The 19,930-nt window shown below is 60.8% G+C and carries 16 protein-coding genes; 13 read left to right on the forward strand and 3 right to left on the reverse strand.

The annotated features are described in order from the left end of the window. Positions 1-48: 48 nt before the first annotated feature. Together AVTE2539_RS16565 and AVTE2539_RS16570 are read right to left on the reverse strand one after the other, a co-directional pair. On the reverse strand, positions 49-600 hold the full coding sequence (locus tag AVTE2539_RS16565; protein ID WP_284412205.1) for a hypothetical protein: 552 nt from the start codon (positions 598-600) through the stop codon (positions 49-51). Positions 601-777: 177 nt separating this feature from the next. Beyond that, complete coding sequence (locus tag AVTE2539_RS16570; protein WP_284412207.1) at positions 778-1,545, reverse strand: hypothetical protein; 768 nt, start codon at positions 1,543-1,545, stop codon at positions 778-780. A 302-nt stretch (positions 1,546-1,847) separates the two neighbouring features. On the opposite strand from AVTE2539_RS16570, the gene AVTE2539_RS16575 reads away from it, so the two are divergent. After that, positions 1,848-2,099: a PDDEXK family nuclease gene (locus AVTE2539_RS16575; RefSeq protein WP_284412209.1), complete on the forward strand. Its 252-nt coding sequence runs from the start codon at positions 1,848-1,850 to the stop codon at positions 2,097-2,099. Between the two features lie 873 nt (positions 2,100-2,972). On the opposite strand, the gene AVTE2539_RS16580 is transcribed toward AVTE2539_RS16575, so the two are convergent. Continuing rightward, the gene (locus AVTE2539_RS16580; protein ID WP_272563871.1) at positions 2,973-3,455 is read right to left on the reverse strand and encodes an Hcp family type VI secretion system effector; all 483 of its coding nucleotides are present in this window, start codon (positions 3,453-3,455) and stop codon (positions 2,973-2,975) included. A gap of 630 nt (positions 3,456-4,085) precedes the next feature. On the opposite strand from AVTE2539_RS16580, the gene AVTE2539_RS16585 reads away from it, so the two are divergent. The 12 genes from AVTE2539_RS16585 to tssB all read left to right on the forward strand — a co-directional run bounded on the left by AVTE2539_RS16585 (position 4,086) and on the right by tssB (position 19,925). After that, positions 4,086-6,071: a serine/threonine protein kinase gene (locus AVTE2539_RS16585; protein ID WP_284412211.1), complete on the forward strand. Its 1,986-nt coding sequence runs from the start codon at positions 4,086-4,088 to the stop codon at positions 6,069-6,071. After that, a complete protein-coding gene (locus AVTE2539_RS16590; RefSeq protein WP_284412213.1) occupies positions 6,071-6,886 on the forward strand; it encodes a PEGA domain-containing protein in 816 nt (271 codons plus the stop codon). Before AVTE2539_RS16585 ends, AVTE2539_RS16590 begins: the two co-directional genes overlap by 1 nt. 1 nt (position 6,887) lies before the next feature. Continuing rightward, complete coding sequence (locus tag AVTE2539_RS16595; RefSeq protein ID WP_284406363.1) at positions 6,888-7,370, forward strand: TssQ family T6SS-associated lipoprotein; 483 nt, start codon at positions 6,888-6,890, stop codon at positions 7,368-7,370. 27 nt (positions 7,371-7,397) lie between these two features. Next, a complete protein-coding gene (tagH, locus tag AVTE2539_RS16600; RefSeq protein WP_284412216.1) occupies positions 7,398-9,587 on the forward strand; it encodes a type VI secretion system-associated FHA domain protein TagH in 2,190 nt (729 codons plus the stop codon). After that, positions 9,584-10,372: a PP2C family protein-serine/threonine phosphatase gene (locus AVTE2539_RS16605; protein ID WP_272563866.1), complete on the forward strand. Its 789-nt coding sequence runs from the start codon at positions 9,584-9,586 to the stop codon at positions 10,370-10,372. Before tagH ends, AVTE2539_RS16605 begins: the two co-directional genes overlap by 4 nt. Before the next feature lie 29 nt (positions 10,373-10,401). Beyond that, complete coding sequence (gene tssJ, locus AVTE2539_RS16610; RefSeq protein ID WP_284412219.1) at positions 10,402-10,971, forward strand: type VI secretion system lipoprotein TssJ; 570 nt, start codon at positions 10,402-10,404, stop codon at positions 10,969-10,971. 5 nt (positions 10,972-10,976) lie between these two features. Continuing rightward, on the forward strand, positions 10,977-12,311 hold the full coding sequence (gene tssK, locus AVTE2539_RS16615) for a type VI secretion system baseplate subunit TssK (RefSeq protein ID WP_284402176.1): 1,335 nt from the start codon (positions 10,977-10,979) through the stop codon (positions 12,309-12,311). A gap of 8 nt (positions 12,312-12,319) precedes the next feature. Beyond that, entirely contained in the window at positions 12,320-13,660 is a 1,341-nt protein-coding gene (locus AVTE2539_RS16620) for a DotU family type VI secretion system protein (RefSeq protein ID WP_284402174.1), read from the forward strand. Positions 13,661-13,662: 2 nt separating this feature from the next. Further along, complete coding sequence (gene tssM, locus AVTE2539_RS16625) at positions 13,663-17,289, forward strand: type VI secretion system membrane subunit TssM (protein WP_284402172.1); 3,627 nt, start codon at positions 13,663-13,665, stop codon at positions 17,287-17,289. Beyond that, positions 17,271-17,990, forward strand: a complete 720-nt coding sequence (gene tagF, locus AVTE2539_RS16630; protein WP_272563861.1) for a type VI secretion system-associated protein TagF — start codon at positions 17,271-17,273, stop codon at positions 17,988-17,990. The genes tssM and tagF overlap by 19 nt, the downstream gene beginning before the upstream one ends. Positions 17,991-18,064: 74 nt before the next feature. Next, positions 18,065-19,072: a type VI secretion system protein TssA gene (gene tssA, locus AVTE2539_RS16635; protein WP_284412222.1), complete on the forward strand. Its 1,008-nt coding sequence runs from the start codon at positions 18,065-18,067 to the stop codon at positions 19,070-19,072. Positions 19,073-19,385: 313 nt separating this feature from the next. Continuing rightward, entirely contained in the window at positions 19,386-19,925 is a 540-nt protein-coding gene (gene tssB / locus AVTE2539_RS16640) for a type VI secretion system contractile sheath small subunit (protein ID WP_272563859.1), read from the forward strand. Positions 19,926-19,930 lie beyond the last annotated feature (5 nt).

Consider the following 19,930-nt stretch of genomic DNA (forward strand, 5'->3'; position numbering starts at 1 on the left):
GTACTTCGCGCGTTCGGTCGGTGGCCATGCGCCACAGCGATTGGCCGTCTAGAAATTCGATTCGTACCTCTTGTGGATGCGCCGTTCCAAGCGGATGGCCAGCTTGTCATTGCGCTCCAGCTCACGCAGTTCCGATTTCGGCAGCAGCACTTCGTGCTGCAGGGCGCGTTGACCGGCATTCAGGATCTCGAAGCGTCGTCGGGTGAGGAAGAGGAACTGCTTGACGTCATTGTCATCGACTAGTTGTCTGCGGATGTTGTCGACTTGCCGGTTCTTGTAGGTGCGACTCGCATCTGGCAGAAAACTGATGTGGGTGAACGGCCTCACGCGTGGAACGACATCAAGCAGTTCCCCTTCTGGCGATTGCCAAACGGCATGAAACTCTGCCTCGATGAAAACCCCCGGTAACTCCCAAATCGCCCAACCAATGATCTGCTGCCCACCGTGTCTGGCGGCCTGCTCTGAAACGACATTGAAGCAGTCGTTATGCGGTTTGTTGAGCAACGGGCGGCACGGCGTTATCAGGGGTGCCGTGTCTGCAACCAAGTAGGCGCAGAATTCCTGGGCATGGGAAGCCGAAATGTTTGCGGCGATGAGCATCTACAGGTCTTCAATCTTTGAGGGCATATTACCCAAGGAGCTGTGGTCCCTAATCGACGAGTCCTATTCGGTCCAGAAGGAAATTTCTGGACGGCCTACATATGCAGGCTGCACTCAGAGCTCCGAAGTTGAGGGCTGCGCCTTGCATCTGCGATGGAGCCTCGGTCATGAACAGTTTCACGTGAGTGATTTCGTGGAACCGCCATCTTCCTCATCGTCGAAATCAAGGTCCGTTATCGCTGGGTAGAGAAGGCTGTTGCGGTTCGGGCTGTAGCGCGCACCTTCATGCGCGCCGTTCTCGAGCGCCTCTCGCTCCCAGCCTTGCGCCACAAGGTGCTCGATCAGTTCGCGCGTCAGGTCTTCCGCACCGTCCTGTCCGAAGATTGTGTGGGCCCTCTTGTCGAACGACTGTGCTCTGTCGATTGCTTGGCGCAGCTCTTGGAGCGGATAGCCAAAAATGACCCGTCTTCCAATCTCGGGGTGGTCGGTATCCACTGCAAAGCTTTCGCCGTTGAGCGCAAAGCTGCCGTCCCAGTCGATTTCAATGTTCCGCCCGGCGTCCCTGATATTGCGTGGCAATGCTTCCCCTTGCCAGATCAAGCAAATGGCCATGTCCTCATTGGCGTCGAGCATCCACGCATCGCCTTGGCTGGTAAACAGCACCAGCGGCACTGTCACCATTTCCGGTCCGGTGATGATGATCCTGGTCTCGCCCGCGTGAGCGGCGCGGACGATGATGTCCAGCTCTGCGTTGAGCTTGCCAAAGCCAGCTCGTTCCTCGGTTTCCTTCAGGCAGAGCGTGACGTGGTGCCAGTGGTCGTAGCCCGCACTACGCGCAACGCGGTTCAGCAGGTCGGCATGCTTGCCGCCTCCTTTACGCTGAAGCTTCTTAGCTTGCTTCTTGAGATCGTCCACTGTAGCGGTGGACGTGGAGATGTATCGCATGACAGATTCCTTGTCTGTGACGCGAATCAACGGTGCCCACTGCCGGAATTCGCCACAGGGTTGGGAATCGGCCAAGGATGGATTCAACGTTATCCCGTGAGGGTTCGCCATGGTGGGCAGCAGGCGACAACGGTTCGCCGGCTTGCATCTTACAGCAGCATGAGTTGGGCGCACCACCTGCCCAGCCTTGAGGCTGTGGGGCTGTGGGGCTGTGGGGCTGTGGGGCTGTGGGGCATGGTCGGCTTCCGGCCTTGCATTCACTAGGCACCAGACCCTGCCTAAGGTCGTTGGGCTTGTGCCGAGTGACTGAGAAAATACGAACCTGGCAGAAGACAGCATGGGCGCGGGGGCTGTTCGTAAGCAACAGCGGTTTCACCGAAGATGGCTTGGCCGCCTTCGGACGCGGGAAGCGCGTCGTCTGCATGGATGGTGTCGACCTCTTCGACGCGCTTGATCGCGAACTGCCGCCCAACCTCGCGATCGACCGAAAGGTTCGGCGTGCGGCGGAAACCGGCGTTCCGTTCGAGAGGATTCGCGACCTCTTCTCGCGTTGATGCTGCAACTGTAAGCCGCGCTACGCGAACCCGGCATCTCGCGGCTTTCAACGGGTCACATTCGCGCTCTTTGTGGGGTCACGACAGATGCTCAGGCGAGATTCAGCGCGTAGTGGCGAGCCATGTCGAAGTACTCCGCCATACGCTCGGCTATGCCTTAGTTTTCGAGCTACTTGCGTGGGGTAATTTTGGGGTAGTTTCATCGCCAAACCGTGCCAATCCACGCCCATAGTGCGTTCCGGCGTAGAACTGCGTAGATGCACTAAGTGACTGTCAGAGAAGGAAAAATCACTCCTTCCGCGCTAGACCGCATTTGCCTACCTACACAATGGGCGTGTGCGCCAGTAGAGCGTCATGACGTTTGCCTCGGTCTTGACAGTTCTAAGGAATGATGAAGGTGCGATTCGGCCCTTCTTATGGTTCCACGCCGGGGTCTTCGATCGGTATGATCGAGGCCGATTGATGATCGTGTCGCCAGAGTCGTCTCCCCGCGAATCGCTGCATCTCCCGCGCCAGAAAAAGATGTTCAGTTCTGACGGTAAAAGTGACGGTAAAGGCCCTTCTCAGTCAACGCCAATCCCTTTAACCATGCGGGTCTGCGTGACCTGTTGATGATCGAGTGGGAGTGAACTGGCGGCCCCTCGATGACATATGGAGCGAATGTCCCATTGCCAGGGGCATCTAAACCGCTGGCGGTTGGTTCTGATTTGCGTCTTTGACTTTCATTCGGGGCGCAATTTATAACGGTCAGACGTGTATGGATATAGCCCACGATAAGGTGGGTCCGACTCCGAATAATGGATCGCTGAAGAAAAAAGCAAGCCATAAAAAAAGCCACACGAATGTGGCTTTTTTTGTTGGACAAGAAGGGTATTAGGCTTCCTTGTTTTCCTTGATGTTGAAGCCCATTTGGCTTTCCGCACCCTTGCCGCCTTGGTTGGTTTGTTCCCAGTACTGGGTCTTGACCTTGGCTGCCTGAAAAGCATAGTTCACCAGGACAGAGTCGCTGCCATCGGTACCGCTGACGGTCACGCTGGTCACCATCACGTCGGTCAGGGTGATCTTGCCGAATTCGATTTGCGTGCCACCGGCCTTGCAAAGAGAGATTTCCACTTGGCCCAAGTGCTTGCCGGTGGAACAGTGCTTGAGCACGGCCGGATAGCACTTGTCGATGGAGGCCACGATGTTCAGGTCATGGAAAGTGACCTTGCCGGCGCCGGCACCACCGCCGCTGGCCATGGAGTTCGGCTGGGTGGCACCCCAGGTGAACGAGTTGATGTCAGTCCAGCCCTTGTGGTTGGAGTCTTGCGACTCACCGCTGGCGCCTTCGACCTTCATGAACATATCGACTGACATTATTGCTTCTCCTGTAGTTGCGATGTTTGGTACGCAAAGTCAATGAAAAGTCTGCGGGCCCTTCAACAGACGGGACGCGCTGACCTGAAGAAACAGTCACTGTGTAGAAAGGCAGCAAGAGGAGAAGATAAATGCCTGTGCGGGCGATCTCCCTCTGGACCGCGATTGCGATGCCGATCCGTGATCTGTTTATCTGCCGGCGATCATAAGAGTGCCGCGTGTCATTTCGGTGATACAAGTTCGGACTAATTGGCGCCTCAAAGAAACAGAAGAAACAATTTGTTTTGTGGTTTGAATTGGCTTCAATAGGTAACGGGTTTACCGCATGTGAAGGTAGACTCGCCACTTCCAAAAAATGGGCGTGATGACAAGGGGTCTTGTTTTGGATGCTGCGATCTGAGGGGTCTACAGCGTCCCGGGCCTATCGCTGTTCTATGATGCTGCGGCAGCACGCCAGGGCTAGGCCCGGGTCGTGCGTGCAGGAACCCCGTCCACAATCCCGCTTGGCCTGTTTGGCGGCAAGTGCCCCTGCTTTTCATCTCTGCCTTGGGGCTCGGTGCGCAGGGCACTCAGAGTTGACTTGATTCGTTCTTCAACTTCCACGACATAGATGCGCAAAAGCGTGAAAACATGCACAAGGAAATAAGTGGTTCGGCGAACTGCCTGGCTCCCGGTGTCCAGGTTGGTGAATACCGACTGAGCGATGTCATTGGAGAGGGCGGCTTCGGCATCGTCTACCGGGCCAGAGACTTGAGTCTTGATCGCATCGTGGCGATCAAGGAGTACATGCCATCGACGTTGGCGGGCCGCAAGGAGTCCAATCAGATCCACGTCCGCTCCCAGCACCGCGGTGCTTTCGATGCGGGGCTGCGCAGTTTCATCAACGAAGCGCGTCTGTTGGCGAAGTTCTCGCATCCTGCGCTGGTGCATGTCTATCGCTTCTTTGAGGCGAACGGTACTGCATACATGGTCATGCAGTATTACGAAGGCCAGACTTTCCGGACGTTTTTGAACCAGCAGCCGAAGGCCATGGACGAACAATGGCTGTCGACCATCATCGCCCCCATCCTCGATGTGCTGGAGATGTTGCACGCTGCGGACTGCTACCACCGGGACATCGCGCCGGACAACATCTTCCTGCAATCTTCCGGCATGCCGGTGCTGCTGGATTTCGGTGCAGCGCGTCGAATCATCGGGGACATGACCCAGGCCCTGACCATGGTCTTGAAGCCGGGCTTTGCGCCCATCGAACAGTACGTCGATGACGGCGCCATGCCTCAAGGCGCCTGGACGGATATCTACCAGTTGGGCGCGTTGCTTTATCTCTCGATCACCGGTCGCCCGCCCGCGACGTCGGTGGCTCGGATGATCAACGATCCGGTGTCCACCCTCGTGCCTGAAAACTGTCCAGGTTTCAGTGCCAGATTCCTCAGTGGCGTGCACCACGCTTTGGCGATCAAACCGCAGGACCGCCCGCAGTCCATCGGCGATCTGCGGCACCTCCTGGGTTTGAAGACGGTCACCTTGTCGTGGCCCAGCTCCGGTTTGATGGGTCTCAGTGTGGCCGAGGAAAGTGATCCTTCGATGGATGCGCCCGTGCACGTCCCATCGGCGTTTGCGGCTCCAGCGGCGTTTGCGGCTCCAGCGGCATTTACTGCGCCGCAGCTTCCTGCTGAGGCCGTTGCGCCGGTCGCTCCTCACCCTGATGCGCGGCATGGCGCCGTGCCCAGCGAAGCACATGCCCCTGTTGTGTCCGGCTTGGACACCGCACACCAGCACCGCCCATCCACCGAAGTTCGGCCCTCCAAGGCGGCCAGTGCGCCGGTGCATGCGCCGCCATCGCCCTCTGCAGAGTCATCTGCCAAAGCGCATTCCCGGAAAACCAAGCCTGCAGCCAGCCAGCAAGGTGCCGGGCACACTCCGCTCACCAAGCGCCCCGTGTGGCTGATTCCTGCATTGGGCTTCGCTGCGTTGGTTGTTGTGGCAGGCGGCGCATGGTGGATCACCAGCGGTGATGACGCCGCAAAGACAGCGGCCGTGGCCCAGGATGCCCAGGAATCGGACCAGTGGATGCTGGCCGCCCGCATCAATACGCCCGATTCGTTGCGGACTTATTTGAGTCTCTTCCCCAATGGGGCGCACCGTGCCGAAGCCGAACAACGAATCGCTGCGCTGACGTCGGCCGTGGCGCCGGCCTCCGCTCCCGTGGCGCAGCAGGCCCCGGCTTCGGCGCCCGTGGTCGCCGCATCGGCACCCATGGTGGTGGCGGATGTTGCGCCCGCGAAGGTGCCTCCCGCATCCGTGCCAACGCCGGCGGCTTCGGCCCCGGCAGCGCCGAGTGCTCTGCCCACGCCTGAAGAGGCGGCGCGTGTGCCTGCGCAGGCGACCCGCACGGCAGATGCCGAGAACAAAGGCAAGATTATTTTGCGCGTCATGCCATGGGGGAACGTGTCGGTCGACAGGGTTCCTGCCGGAACGACTCCACCATTGACCCAGTTGACCCTGTCCGAGGGGCTTCACCGCATCGACATCTCCAACCCGGTGGCACCCACCGTGACACAGATGGTGTTGGTGAAAAAGGGCGAGTCGGTCGTTTTAACGCACAAGTTCGAATGATGCATTTCAGGCCATTCATTGCGCTTGGACGCGTTGCTTGTCTGGTGGCGCTGATTCACGCGCCGTTGCTCCACGCCGCTGCAGATTGCGACGAAAAGGCTGCACCAAGCAGGGCTGAAACGTCCCCGGTCAACACCGGGCGGCAATATCTGGGTCAAGGCATTGCGCTGTTTGACGCCAAAGATTTTCAGACCGCCGAGCGGGCGTTTCAATCGGCCTTGTTTGCCGGCCTTCCGGATGGACAGGAGCGCGCGTCGGCGCATAAGTATTTGGCATTCATCTATTGCACGAACGGAGAGGGCAAGCGCTGCGAATCGGAATTCGACGCGGCGTTCGCGGTACGCCCTTCGTTCAAGATCGATGGTTATGAACTCAACAACACGCCCTGGCGCAGCGCTTATTTCCGTTCGCAGGCACGATGGGCCACCCGCTGCGGTAAACCGGTGCTGGATGCCTCTGCAGACCCTGGGACAACACCGGGCACTGCCCGTGCCGCGGATGCGGTCGCCGCAGCCGCGGTTCCCGCATCCCGGGTGACTGCCGCTCAGACATCGAATTCCGTGCCGGTCAGCGCGCTGTTCAAGACCGCAGAGAAAGACGCCGCATTCAATGTCCGCATTCGGCTGTCGCCCTGGGGCCAAGTGCAAGTCGATGGCAAGGCGATGGGGGTGAGCCCTCCATTGACGCAGTTGAAGTTGCCGGCTGGCTCCCATTCGCTGGAGTTGTCTAATCCAGGCTTTGAAACCGTTAAGAAAGTGATCACGGTCATCGATGGTGAGACGTTCACCATCGAACATGATTTTGATGCGAGGTAGCATGAAATACAGATTTCCTTTGATTGTTGGCCAGTGCATGCTCGGCCTGTTGCTGACTGCCTGCCAGACGCCCCCCCAGGGCGCGGCGACGCCGGGGGCGGATGCCGCAACCCAGCAGCCTGCCGTGCCTGAACCTGCCAAGCAAGATCCGGTGGCAGCCAAGGAACAAGCGCTGGCGCGTGCTTTGGATGTGTACGCAGATGGTCGTTACGACGATGCGATTGCTGCGTTGACCCCTTTGATCGGCGCTCCTGAACTGCCACTGGCCTCCCAGGTGAAAGTGCTCAAGTTCATCGCTTTCAGCCACTGTGCGATGGGCAGGCTCAGGCAATGCCGTCAGCATTTCGATCTGGCGCTCGAACAAGATCCCACCTTTCAGCTGACCGAGGCGGAAAAGGGGCACCCCGTTTGGGGCCGGGAGTTCAATGCGGCGCGCGCTGCGGCAGCCCGTGCAAAGCAGCGCAGCAATCGAAAAGCCCCTTAAGCAAAGCGGATCAGTCAGGCACCGTCCATGGATAAAGTCGAACTCAGAGTCGTTCAACAGGCCGATCTTGCAGTAGATCGGACTTGGTCTGCAGTTTTCGGCGTTGCCGGAGGCACCATCGGCCGAGGAGGGCAGAACAAGTTGGTGCTGCCCGACTCCGATGCCAGTGTGGCCCGCGTGCATGCGATGGTCCGCATGGAGTCCGAGGCGGCTTTCATCGCTAACCTGTGCGAACGCCGCTCCATCACTGTGGCTGGACAAGAGGTGCGCTCTGGCGAAGAGGTGCCGTTGGCGATCGGTGATGAAGTGGTCATCGGCCCTTATCGCTTGTACGCGTTGCTGCCAGGGCAAGCCTTGCCTGCACCAGCGGCGCCAGCTCTCGTGCCAGCCGTCAAAGCAGACGTTGCGCCGGTCGCACCCCTGCAGGCCCCCGCTGCCGCTCCGCAGGCGCCTGCAAGCGGCCTCCTGGAGGAGTTGCAAGCTCCGGCTGATGCGGGCGACAGCAATCCTTTTGCCATCCTGGGCCTGGTATCAAATCCCATGGATGCATCCGCCGACGCAGAACGGCCGGCCGTGCCTGCGTTCATGGCGATGCCGCAAGAAGAGGCGGGCACTGCCGAGCTGCCTTCAGGTGTGGCAGCCGAGCCTCTGGTCTCCGATGCGTCCCGGGACGCCGGTGTGCAAGTGCCTGTAGTGCCGGCAGACCTATCTCCGACCGCAGGGGTTGCCACTGCGCCGCTGCCTTCCGGATGGGACGACACCCCCTTGCCTCGGAGCGCGCCAGCAGTTGCGCATCGTGCACTGGTCATTCCGGACGATTTCGATCTGTTTGCACAGGACCCGAAAAAGCAGGCGCAAAAGGGCGACCCTTGGGCCGGCGGCTTGCAGACGAAGAGTCTGACGGACGTCGCCAATCTTCGCCATGACGAGTTGCTGAAAGCGTTGCCGGTCTCCGGACGCTTCGAGCATCAGATGGACAATCCTGCCCATACAGGCCTGCCCAAGGCGCTTGAACCCCGCAACGAGTTGGACCCGTTGCGTCTGTTCCAGCAGGACCGCGAAACGCCAGCCCTTCAAGACAATTCACTCGCAGTGCCTGGATGTGATCTATCGCAGGCTTTCAGCATGCCGAAGAGCGCGATGGCTGGAAGCGGTATGGACGAGCGTCTTCCCGTGGGGGCGTTGGGAATCGAGGCCATCAGCGTCGATGCGGCGGTGTCCTCCACGACAGCCAAGGTTGCGCCTGTCGATCTGGCGATACCGGTACCGAACGAGCCTTTGGTAGCGCCTTTGCCAGGCCTTCGCAAGGTGGAAGGGCTGAACCTGGACAGCTTCGGAGGCGGATTGCCTGCAGCGGATTCCGATTGGCTGCCTCCCATCGAGCCGGTGTCTCCGGTCTTGGAAAAAAGTGCAGTCCCGCCGGCCTTCTTGGAGGATCGGCCAGTGCAACACCGGGACGAAATCATGTCCTTTGCGGCACCTGTGGAGCCGCTTCCGCCATCCAATTTGCCTGCACCTGCACCTGCACCTGCACCTGCACCTGCACTCTCGCCTTCGCCTTCTTCCGACTTTCCTGCACCGGCTACCTTGCCAGGACTGGCGGCCATGCCTCCCGCGGAGTTGAGCGCGTTGGTCACCGCTTTTCTGGACGGCGCCGGGGTGTTGCCGAAGAAACTGGAGCCCACGCTCACGCCGGAGTTCATGCGATCTTTTGGCGAGGCGTTCCGTGTCGCGGTGCAGGGAACCATTGACTTGCTGGCAGCCCGCTCCGAGATCAAGCGGGAGTTTCGCGCGGGCGTCACGGTGATCGCCTCCGGTGCCAACAACCCGCTGAAGTTCTTGCCAACACCGGATGGCGTCATCATGCAGATGATCGGGCAGAATTTTCCGGGGTTCATGCAGCCAGTTCCGGCCATGAAGGACGCCTACCAGGACCTGTGTGTGCACCAGTTGGCATTGATGGCCGGTATTCGGGCGGCCTATGCCGAGGCGCTGGCGCGCTTTGACCCGGTCGAGCTGGAAAAGCAGGCTGCTTCCATCGGCGGGATGCTTGGAAAGGTTTCCTCCATCGGCCGCAAGGCGGCTTTGTGGGACGAGTACAAGAAGAACTTCGATGCCATCCGCCGGGATGCGGAGGACGATCTCACTGCCTTTTCTGGCCAGGCTTTCCTGGAAGCCTATGAGAACGCGGAAGCCGCTGCAAAGGCCAAGTTGTGATTGCACATGTTGTTGGCGATCAGTATCGGTTCCGTCTCACCGCAGCGTCGCTCTCGGACAGGGGCTCGCGCGCGACCAATGACGATTTCCTGGGAATGGTGGATGTGGGAGGCCGCGGGTTTTGCTGCGCATTGGCCGATGGGGCTGGCGGCCACGGCCACGGCGGATTGGCTGCGCGGCTGACGGTCAACGCGGTTCTGGATGGCTTTCGCCACAACCCGCTGTTCGCGCCCGCAGGCCTGGCCTCGTTGATTTCGCTGGCCGAGCACACGGTCGCGGTGGAGCAACCGTTGTCGGTTTCCCGCCGGCATATGAGTGCCACGGTGGTCCTGCTGTGCCTGGACTTGGCCAAAGGCCGTGCGCTCTGGGCGCATTGGGGCGATTCACGCCTGTATTGGTTCAGGGACCAGCGAGTGCATCGCATGACGGAAGACCACAGCGTGGTGCAGCAGTTGCTGCACGCGGGGGTCTATCGCAACGAGGACCCTCGGGATCTTCCGAACCGAAGCGTTCTTGCGGGCGCCATCGGGGCCGAGTCGCAGATTCCTCCCACGGTGCTTTCCAAGGCCGTCGATCTGGTTGCAGGAGATGCCTTCCTGCTGTGCTCGGATGGGCTTTGGGAAGGCATTCATGAAGACGATATGGAAGAGGCATTGCGGCTCAGCCAGAACCCGGAAGATTGGCTGGAGCACATGGAGGCCACGCTGCGTGCGCAGGGGAAGCCGCATCAGGACAACTTCAGCGCATTCGCCATTTGGGTGTCACCCAGTGAAGACGGGCTGTGAAAACAGTTCTACCAACAAAGGAATCGACGATGCTTGATCGGGTTTATGGATTGCGCCGTGCTTTGCTCGGAGGGGCCGTGGGTGTCGGTGTACTGGGCCTTGCCGGATGCGGTGTCATCAGTTCGATGAATCGCCCCCAGGAAGCCCCTACTGCCGTTCCGCCGGCCATTTTCGAAGTGGTCGCCGATGCCAAGCTCAATCCCGATGTGCATGGCGCTCCCAAGCCTATCTTGCTTCGGATGTACGAATTGCGTGCCACCGCGGCGTTCGACAAGGCCAGTTTTCTAGACCTGCAAGAAAAGGATGAAGCGCAACTGGCAAGCGACTTCGTGCGACGCGAAGAGTTTCTGGTGGTGCCCGGAGAGCGGCGCGTCTTCGAGCGCAAGGGAAGTGCCGAGGTCCGTGCCTTTGCATTTTTCGCGGGCTACCGTGACCTGGAGAAAAGCACCTGGCGCGCCACTGCGCCGGCACCCAATTCGGTGGAGATGCGCCGGCGCTGGTGGGGACTGGGTGAGACCGAACGCTTGAAGCCCGTACGCTATTTGGTCACCGTCTCCCAGGACGCCGTCAGAGTTCAAATCCAAGAAAAATCGCAGTAACTATCATGGTCTGGCAGCGCAAGGTCGTATGGGCGGAGGGCATGTTCTTGCGCCCTCAGCATTTTCAGCAGCAAGATCGATTCACCGATTTTCTGGTGCAGGCACGCACGCTGCCCACGCAGTTCTTCTTCTGGGGGTTTTCGAGCCTCGTCCTGGATACGGAGCTTCTCGCGCTGGGCAAGATCGGCTTGATCTCTGCCGAAGGGGTGTTGCCGGACGGCACGCCTTTCAGCTTTCCCCATCATGACGAGCCCCCGCCTGCGTTGAGCATCGGCAAAGACGTCAAAGACACGGTCATTCACCTGGCTTTGCCGATGCGCCGGCGCATGGCTGCTGAGGTGTCCCTGGGGTCAGAGCCGAGCGCGCTCGTGCGCTATGCCGCAGAAGTGATCGAAGTGGCGGATTCCAACGACGTCGGCGCGCAGGCGGCCGAGGTGCAGGTCGGACAGATCAAGCTCGCACTGCGTGCATCGCAGGACATTGCCGATGGCTGGGTCAGCCTGCCGTTGGTGCAGGTGGTGGAGCGCCGCGCAGATGGCTCGCTGCTGTTGGACCCCACCTTCATACCCACGGTCGTCACCAATGCCGACATGTCCAACCTCGCAGTGTTCTGCCGTGAGCTGTTTGGCCTGCTGCGCCAGCGTGGCGCAGCGTTGGAAGAGCGCTTGACCCAGCCGGGTCGTGGCGGCGTGGGGGAGGTAGGCGACTTCCTGATGCTCCAGTTCCTGAACCGCTGGGAGCCGGCGGTGGAACACTGGGTTCGGATCCGCGCCATCCATCCGGAGCGGCTGTTCGATGACCTTCTCAAAATGGCGGGCGAACTGGCCACTTTCACGCGCGACCAGCGGCGTCCTGCGCCCATGCCTGCCTATGACCATGACGATTTGCGAAGCTCTTTCCTGCCATTGATGCTGGAGCTGCGGCGTGGCCTGTCTTCGGTGCTGGAGCAAAACGCCATCCAGATCGAACTGCAGGAACGCCAGTATGGCGTGCATGTTGCACTGATCCCGAGCACCGAGCTCTTGACCAGTTGCGACTTCGTGTTGGCGGTGCATTCGCAGGCGACGGTGGAGTTTCTGCGGGCGCACTTTCCGACCCAGATCAAACTGGGCCCGGTGGAGCGCATTCGGGACTTGGTCAATCTGCATTTGCCTGGCGTCACTCTGCGGTCCCTGCCGGTCGCTCCCCGCGAAATTCCCTACCACGCCGGTTACTCGTATTTCGAGTTGGATACGGCGCACGATCTGTGGCGCCAACTTCAAAACTCCGGCGGCCTAGCCTTGCACGTCTCCGGCGAGTTTCCTGAACTGCAGCTTGAGATGTGGGCCATTCGCCGTTAAGAACCGATATGTCCATTCAAACCTCTGGCAATGTATTTGCCTTCGATACCGGCACCGGAACTGCCGCGCCTCGGGCTGGGGCCTCGGCACCCCAAGCCTCTGGCGGCGCGGTGCGCGAAACGGCGCTTCCGGATGTCGTCAGCGGGGGCAACCCCCTCGTGGCTGCCTCCAACACGCTGCTGAATCTGATCCCTCAGATCCGGGCCATGGCCACCAATGGCGACCCTGGCGGATTTCAGCAGTTTCTGCTGGAAAACATCCGGCAGTTCGAAAGCCGGGCCGGCAACACCGGCGTTCCGATGGAGACCATCATCGGCGCCCGGTATTGCATCTGCACGGCGATCGACGAGGCGGCGGCGCAGACCCCTTGGGGTGGCTCGGGTGTCTGGCCCAAGTACAGCCTTCTGGTCGCGTTGCACAACGAAACCTGGGGCGGTGAGAAGTTTTTCCAGCTGCTCTCGAAGCTGGTGCAAACGCCCAACCAGCACATTGACCTCATCGAGTTGATGTATTTCTGCCTGATGCTGGGTTTCGAAGGCCGGTACCACGTCGTCGAAAACGGCAAGAGCCAGTTGGAGAGTCTCAAGGCCCGTCTGCTTCAAGTCATCGAAGGGGCGAGGGGGGACCGCAGCGGTGCCTTGTCGCTGCATTGGCGTGGCGTTCAGCGCGCGGCGGTGCCGCCTTGGACGTTGATTCCTTTTTGGGTAGCGGCCGCACTGGCCTTGCTGATCGCGTTTTTGATCTTCCTCTGGTTCAACTACCGCTTGGCATCGCGGTCCGACGATCTGTTCGCTTCGATCAACGGCATTCGCCTTCCGCAGGCCCCTGCTGTCATCGCCGCTGCGCCCAAGCCCAGGTTGCGCCAGTTCCTGGAGCCCGAAATTCGAGAGGGCCTGGTGGAGGTCAACGACCTAGCCGACCGAAGCATCATCATCCTGCGCGGTGATGGTTTGTTCGATGCCGGGGCCACGGTGGTAAAGCCTCGGTATGTCGGCGTGATCGAGCGCATTGCCGCCGCGTTGAACGAGGTGTCCGGGAAAGTGGTGGTCAATGGTTACACCGACAACTCTCCCATTCGCACCGCTCGGTTTCCTTCCAACTGGCATTTGTCCCAGGAGCGTGCGCAGGCCGTCACCACCATGCTGACGAAGAGCGTCTCCGATGGGCGCCGGTTGCATGCCGAAGGCCGCGCAGAAAGCGATCCGGTGGCGCCCAACACCACACCGGAAGGCAGGGCGCTCAATCGCCGCGTGGAGATCGTTTTGCATGTTGCCCCGCAGACCCGTGACAGCGAGCTGCAGATCACCCCGGGTGCCAATCCCCGGGGCGGCGCCACCAATCAAAAATAAGCATGTTCCGCAAGATATTCGATTTCCTGTTCAACCGGTTCACGCTGGTCCTGCTGGGACTGGTGCTCTTGAGCTTGGTCATCTGGTTCATCGGACCGCTGATCTACATCAAGCCTTACCAACCCCTGGAAAGCCCTCAGGTCCGTGGATGGTTGATCTTTGCGATCTTCGCGTTCTGGTTCTTGAAGCTCTTGGTTCAGTGGTGGCGTGCGAAGCAGATGAACGCTCGCCTGCTGTCCCAACTGGCCCGGTTCGGCACGGGTGACCGGCCGGCTGAAAAAGCCGGTCCAGGGGAAGAAGAAGTCGCCGAACTCGAAACCCGCTTCAAGGAAGCGATCAGCGTTTTGAGCAAGACGCGCTTTGGACAAACGGAACAAGGCTGGTTCGGACGGCTGAATCGCCGCTACATCTACCAGTTGCCCTGGTATCTGATCATCGGCTCGCCCGGCTCGGGCAAGACCACGGCGCTGGTCAATTCCGGTCTGGATTTTCCGTTGGAGGCCCAGTTCGGAAAGGCTTCGATTCGGGGCGTGGGTGGCACGCGCAATTGCGACTGGTGGTTCACCGATCAGGCGGTGCTTCTGGACACCGCAGGACGTTACACGACCCAGGAAAGCGATGAGACCCAAGACAAGGCCGCCTGGGGCGGATTCTTGTCCTTGCTGCGCCGATTCCGGGGGCGGCAGCCTGTCAATGGCGTGCTGGTCACGTTGAGTGTTCAGGAGTTGCTGAGCAGCACCGACGCGGAGCGTGAACGCTTGGCGCGGCTGATTGGCATGCGCCTGGGCGAACTGTGCGAAGAGCTTGCGATCAAGTTCCCCGTGTATGTGCTGGTCACCAAGACCGACTTGCTGGCCGGGTTCAACGAATTCTTCGGCAACATGAATCGCGAGGAGCGGGCTCAGGTCTGGGGGTTCACCAGCCCATACAACGAAGGGGGTGTGCAAGAGGAGCCGGCAGCCCGCTTTCGCGCTGAATTCGACGAGCTGGCAGGGCAGATCAATCGCCTGTTGCCGCAGCGCCTGCTCTCCGAGCCCGATCTGGCGCGCCGGGGCCTGATCTATGGCCTGCCGCAGCAGTTCGTCGGTTTGCGCGATGTGTTGCAGGAAACGCTTTCCACCATCTTCGCATCGTCCCGGTTCAAGGAAAAGCCGCTTTTCCGGGGCGTGTATTTCACCAGCGGAACGCAAGAGGGCATGCCGTTCGACCGGGTGCTTTCGGCACTCTCGCGCCGGTTCGCGGTTCCTTCCCCTGCAGGGGCTTCGGTGGGTGCCAAAAGCGGCAAGAGCTATTTCATTGAAACGCTGCTCAAAGGCGTGATGTTCAATGAAGCGGGCTTGACTGGCCGCAATGCCAAGAAAGAACGGCAGTTGCGCCTTGCCCAGGCAGGAGGGCTCATTGCCCTGGTTCTGGCCCTGGTCGGTGTGACCGTCGCCTGGACCGTCAGCCACGACAACAACGTGGCCTACATCGGAGAAGTGAAAGACCGGGTTCCCGCGCTCAAGCAGGCGGTCAACGATGCCCGCGATGCCGACCCCGAAGACATGGTGAGCTTGCTGCCGCTGTTGAACAATGCGGAGTCCCTGGCCGTGAGCCAACGCTACGAGGGCGACTCCGCCCCGTTGAGCTGGCGCCAGGGCTTGCTGCAGGTGCCCAAGGTCCAGACGGCTGCGGATGCCACCTACATGCGCCTGCTCGAAGATGCTTGGCTGCCGCGCCTGTCCCGGCATTTGCGCCGGTCGCTGCAGCAGACGTCCACGAGCAACCCGGAGGCGAGCTTCGAAGCGCTGAAGGTCTACCTGATGCTGTACGAGCCCGAGCGCTTCAATGCCAAGGCCATCCGTGCATGGATGGTCAACGATTGGGAAACGTCTCTTCCGCCTGGTTTGGTGCAATCCGGCGTCGTCAATCAGCTCGCGCATCACCTCGACAATCTGATGGAAGACCGCGCGCTGGTGGCCCCGGTGCCGATGGATCAGCAGCTGGTGGCCGAAGTGCGCCAGCGGCTGGCCCAGATGTCGCCGGCACAACGGGCCTACAGCCGGCTCAAGCAATTGCTGCTCACGGGCAATTCGTTGCCGCCCGAATTCACGGTGGTTCGCGCCAGCGGTCCCGAGGCGCCGCAGGTGTTCTCCCGCCGCAGTGGCCGTCCGCTGACCCAGGGCATTTCCGGCCTGTTCACCTATGACGGGTACTACGGGGCGTTCGCACAGGAACTGCCCAAGGTCACGGCGTTGTTGTCCCAGGAGGAAAGCTGGGTGCTGGGCAAGGCCGATGGGCGGCGCAGTACGGCCAACGAAGTGCTGACCGGTCAGCTGGCGCTCGAGGTCAAGCGGCTTTACCTGATGGAGTACGCCAAGCTCTGGGAGGACTTCCTGGCCGATGTGCGCCCGGTGCGCATCGCCTCCCTCGATCAGGCGGGAGAGCAGGCTCGCCTGTACTCTGCCGCCAACTCCAGCCTGGAGCAGTTCATTCGCGCCGTCGCGAAGGAAACCACCCTCGGCCAGCGCCCTTCCGCTGGGGGCGGAACCAGCAGTTGGCTGGGCGAGAAAATCAACCGCATCAAGGAAGAGCAGGAGCAGTTGAGCCGCCTGACCGGCAAGCAGGTGAATGTGGCGGGGCTGACCTCCAGCGGTACGCTGGAGGCGGATCTGGTCGATTTCCGCTTCCGCGAGTATCGGCGGCTGGCTACTTCGAACGGTTCGGGCCCTTCTCCCATGACCGCGAGCCTGCAGGTGCTGAACGAGGCGGCGGCGGTGATCGCATCGGCGAGGCAGCAGGTCAGTGCCGGTGGCACGGTGCCGCCTTCGCTTTCTGCCACGCTGGAACGGGTGCGCACGGAAGCCAAGCGCGTGCCGCCACCCCTCAACGTCATGTACGAAGATCTGGCAGGAGCCACTTCGGCTTTCGTGGGGCGCGACGTGCGCGCCGCGGTGGGCGGAAATCTCAACGCCACGATCGGCGCCTTTTGCCGGCGCGCGATCCTGGGTCGCTATCCCTTCACGCGCAGCGCAGGCCGCGATGTGACGACGGATGACTTCGCCCGCCTGTTCTCCGTGGGCGGCACCATGGATGAATTTTTCCGCACCACGCTGCAGCCGATGGTCGATATTTCCACCAATCCCTGGAGCTTCAAGCAGGGTGTGGACGGTTCGCCCGTGGGCGGCTCTGCCGCGCTGGCTTCGTTCCAGCGCGCCTCCGTCATTCGGGATGTCTATTTCCGGGCCGGCGGCAAGGCCCCCTCGATCCGGCTGGACATCAAGCCCTTGGAGATGGATGCTGCCATCACGCAAATGGTGCTGGATGTGGATGGCGAAGTGCTGCGCTACCAGCACGGGCCTCAGATTCCGAAGTCGGTGAACTGGCCGGGTGCTCGTGGCACGGGGCAGGTCCGGCTGCAGTTGACCGGATCGGGGGCCGAAAACACCGGCTTGGTCACCGAAGGACCTTGGGCATTGCATCGGTTCTTCGACCGGGCGCAGATTCTGCCTGGCAACGCACCTGAGCGCTTCATCGCGGCTTTCAATATCGATGGGCGGCGCCTGCGATTCGAAATCACCACAGGCAGCGTGCTGAATCCTTTCCGTCTCAAAGCCATGGAGGAGTTCGAGTGTCCTGGCAACCTGTGAGTCAAGCGTCGCCGCAAGTGCAGTCCCGCATCGCCTGGTTTGGAAAGCTGCCGGGGCAGGGCGATTTCGTGGGACGCAGGATGCCCCGCGCCATCGGTGACGAATGGGACGCCTGGTTGAGCCGCGGGCTGGAGCAATTGCGCGCGCAGGGCCCGGGGCAATGGGAGCCTGGCTTCATTCAATCGCCGCTGTGGTTCTTCATTGCCAGCCTGGGCGGGAAGACCTTGCCGGTGTGCGGCGTGCTGGCCCCGAGTGCGGACCGCATCGGGCGGTGCTATCCCATCACGGCAGTGGCCATCGCCACCGATCGGACCAGCGCTTTGGTATCCGACCCGACGCTGGAGCGATTCTTCTCTGGTACGCGGGACGCCATCATCGAGGCCCGCAGGCTGGCCCTGCCTGCGGAAGAGCTGGATGCACGGCTTTCTTCGTTGCCATGGCCGTTTCACGCAGACAAGCCTGCACCTGCACCAGCGGCTGCGCCTTCGATGGCGGGCATCCTGGCGGACCTGGGGCTGAGCCCATCGTCCGGTGGCGGCACCGTCAATGGCCGGCCCTGGAGCGCCGGGCGCGATATCTTGCGCTCGCAACAGGCGCGCAGCGTCTGGTGGTCCGATGCGGCGGGGGGCAGCGAAATGGTGGAGCACGGAGGTGCCTTCGATGGCCATCTGTTCTCTCGGCTTTTCAAAAAGGCCCCCTAGCCATGTCGGTGCCCTTCTTTCTTCTTTTATTGAGCCCGAGCGAGCATCTTCAATGCGAACTGACAGGTATTTGAATGATCGATCTTGACGCCCTGCTGGAGCCCACCAGCGATGCACCACCTTGCGGTGAGGACCTGACGTACGACGCCGAGTTTCTTGCCCTGGAAAACGCCGCGAATGGCAAGCCGGAGCAGCAGTTCGGCGAGACCGTGATCCCGGCGGAGCCGCCGGACTGGCGTGACGTGGAAAAGCGCTCCACGGCGCTCCTGTCTCGCACCAAGGACATCCGGGTGGTGGCGAAGCTGTCCCAAGCCCTGACCAACACGCAGGGCGTTCGCGGCATGTCCCAGGGGGTGCAGCTGATGTCTGTCATGTTCAGCCAGCATTGGGATCACCTCCATCCGCTGCCGGAAGACGGCGATCACTTCATGCGGATGAATGCGGTGGCTTCGTTGAACGACGTGACCGGGCAACTGCGGGATCTTCGCCAACAGGATTTCTTGCGGTCTGCTGCAGGTGCGATCAATGTCCGGGATGCGGAGGCCCTGGCGCGCGGCACGGCAGCCGAGGGCACCATCAAGATGTCGCTGGATCAATTGCGTGGCGCCGTGTTCGACGCCTGGCGGCAGGGCAACGAGACGCTCCGCGCGTGGGTCGTGGCCAGCGAGGCTTTCGATTCGATGCAAGCCATCTTCCGCGATCGACTCGACGCGGACCAACGACCCGATCTGGAGCAGATTCGCGGCGTGTTCAGCGTGCTTCGCGATCTGATTCCCAAGGATGCCGATGCTGCCGCGCCGGTGTCGGACGCGGTGGACGAGGCGGGGGGCGTACCTGCTGAAACTCTTGTGGCTGTCGCAGCCAACCAGGGATTTGCGCTGCGCACGCGGTCCGATGCCGTGTCGCGCCTGATGGAGATTGCTGAATTTCTGGAACGCACCGAGCCTACCAATCCTGCTCCCTTGCTGATCCGAAGGGCCGTGCGGCTGATGGGCCTGGACTTTCTGGACATTCTTCGCGAACTGTCTCCAGACAGCGTGGCCCAAGTGGAAAATATCACTGGGGTGAAGAGCCCTCTGTAAACGTTTTGTAGCATTTAGTCGCGAAGGGCTGGAGATACTTGCGGGACGGAGAGCAGTGCGGATACTGCAGCCTGTCCAAAGTTCCATTCATGGGTTGAAGCCTGGATCCGCGGACCTTCTCTGCGGTATGTTCCAGTAGCGGAGTGGTAATCCAGCCGACCAAGAACGGTGATGCGGCGTGCCCGAAGAAATGGGCGTTCCATTTTGTTATGAATTTGTAAGTTGGTGTTGTTGCGAAGTCGTTGTAATTGCGATGCCTTCACAAGACCCTACGCTCACGTTTTATAAATCCTAGGAAAAGAGAAGTTACATCATGACACTGAGCAAAACGGGCAAGAGTGGTCAGAAATTCATCGCTCGCAATCGCGCGCCCCGGGTCCAGATCGAATACGACGTGGAAATCTACGGCTCTGAAAAGAAAGTGCAGATCCCGTTTGTGATGGGCGTGATGGCCGACTTGTCCGGCAAGCCTGTCGAAGCATTGCCGGAGATTGCCGACCGCAAATTCCTGGAAATCGACATCGATAATTTCGATGCGCGGATGAAGTCCATCAAGCCCCGCGTCTCTTTCAACGTGCCCAATACCCTGACCGGCGATGGCCGCCTGCACATCGAACTCACGTTCGACAGCATGGAGGATTTTTCGCCCGCGGCCATCGCCCGCAAGGTCGGTGCGCTCAATTCCATGCTCGAGGCACGCACGCAGTTGCACAACCTGCTGTCGTACATGGACGGCAAGCAAGGGGCCGAAGAATTGATCAGCAAGGTCTTGAAGGATCCGGCATTGCTCAAATCGCTCGCCGCCATGCCCAAGCCGGCCGACAGCGCTGAACCATCGACGGACGTGAAATAAGCGAG

The organism is Acidovorax sp. SUPP2539, assembly GCF_030158975.1.
In the GTDB taxonomy this organism is placed as follows: Bacteria; Pseudomonadota; Gammaproteobacteria; order Burkholderiales; family Burkholderiaceae_C; genus Paracidovorax.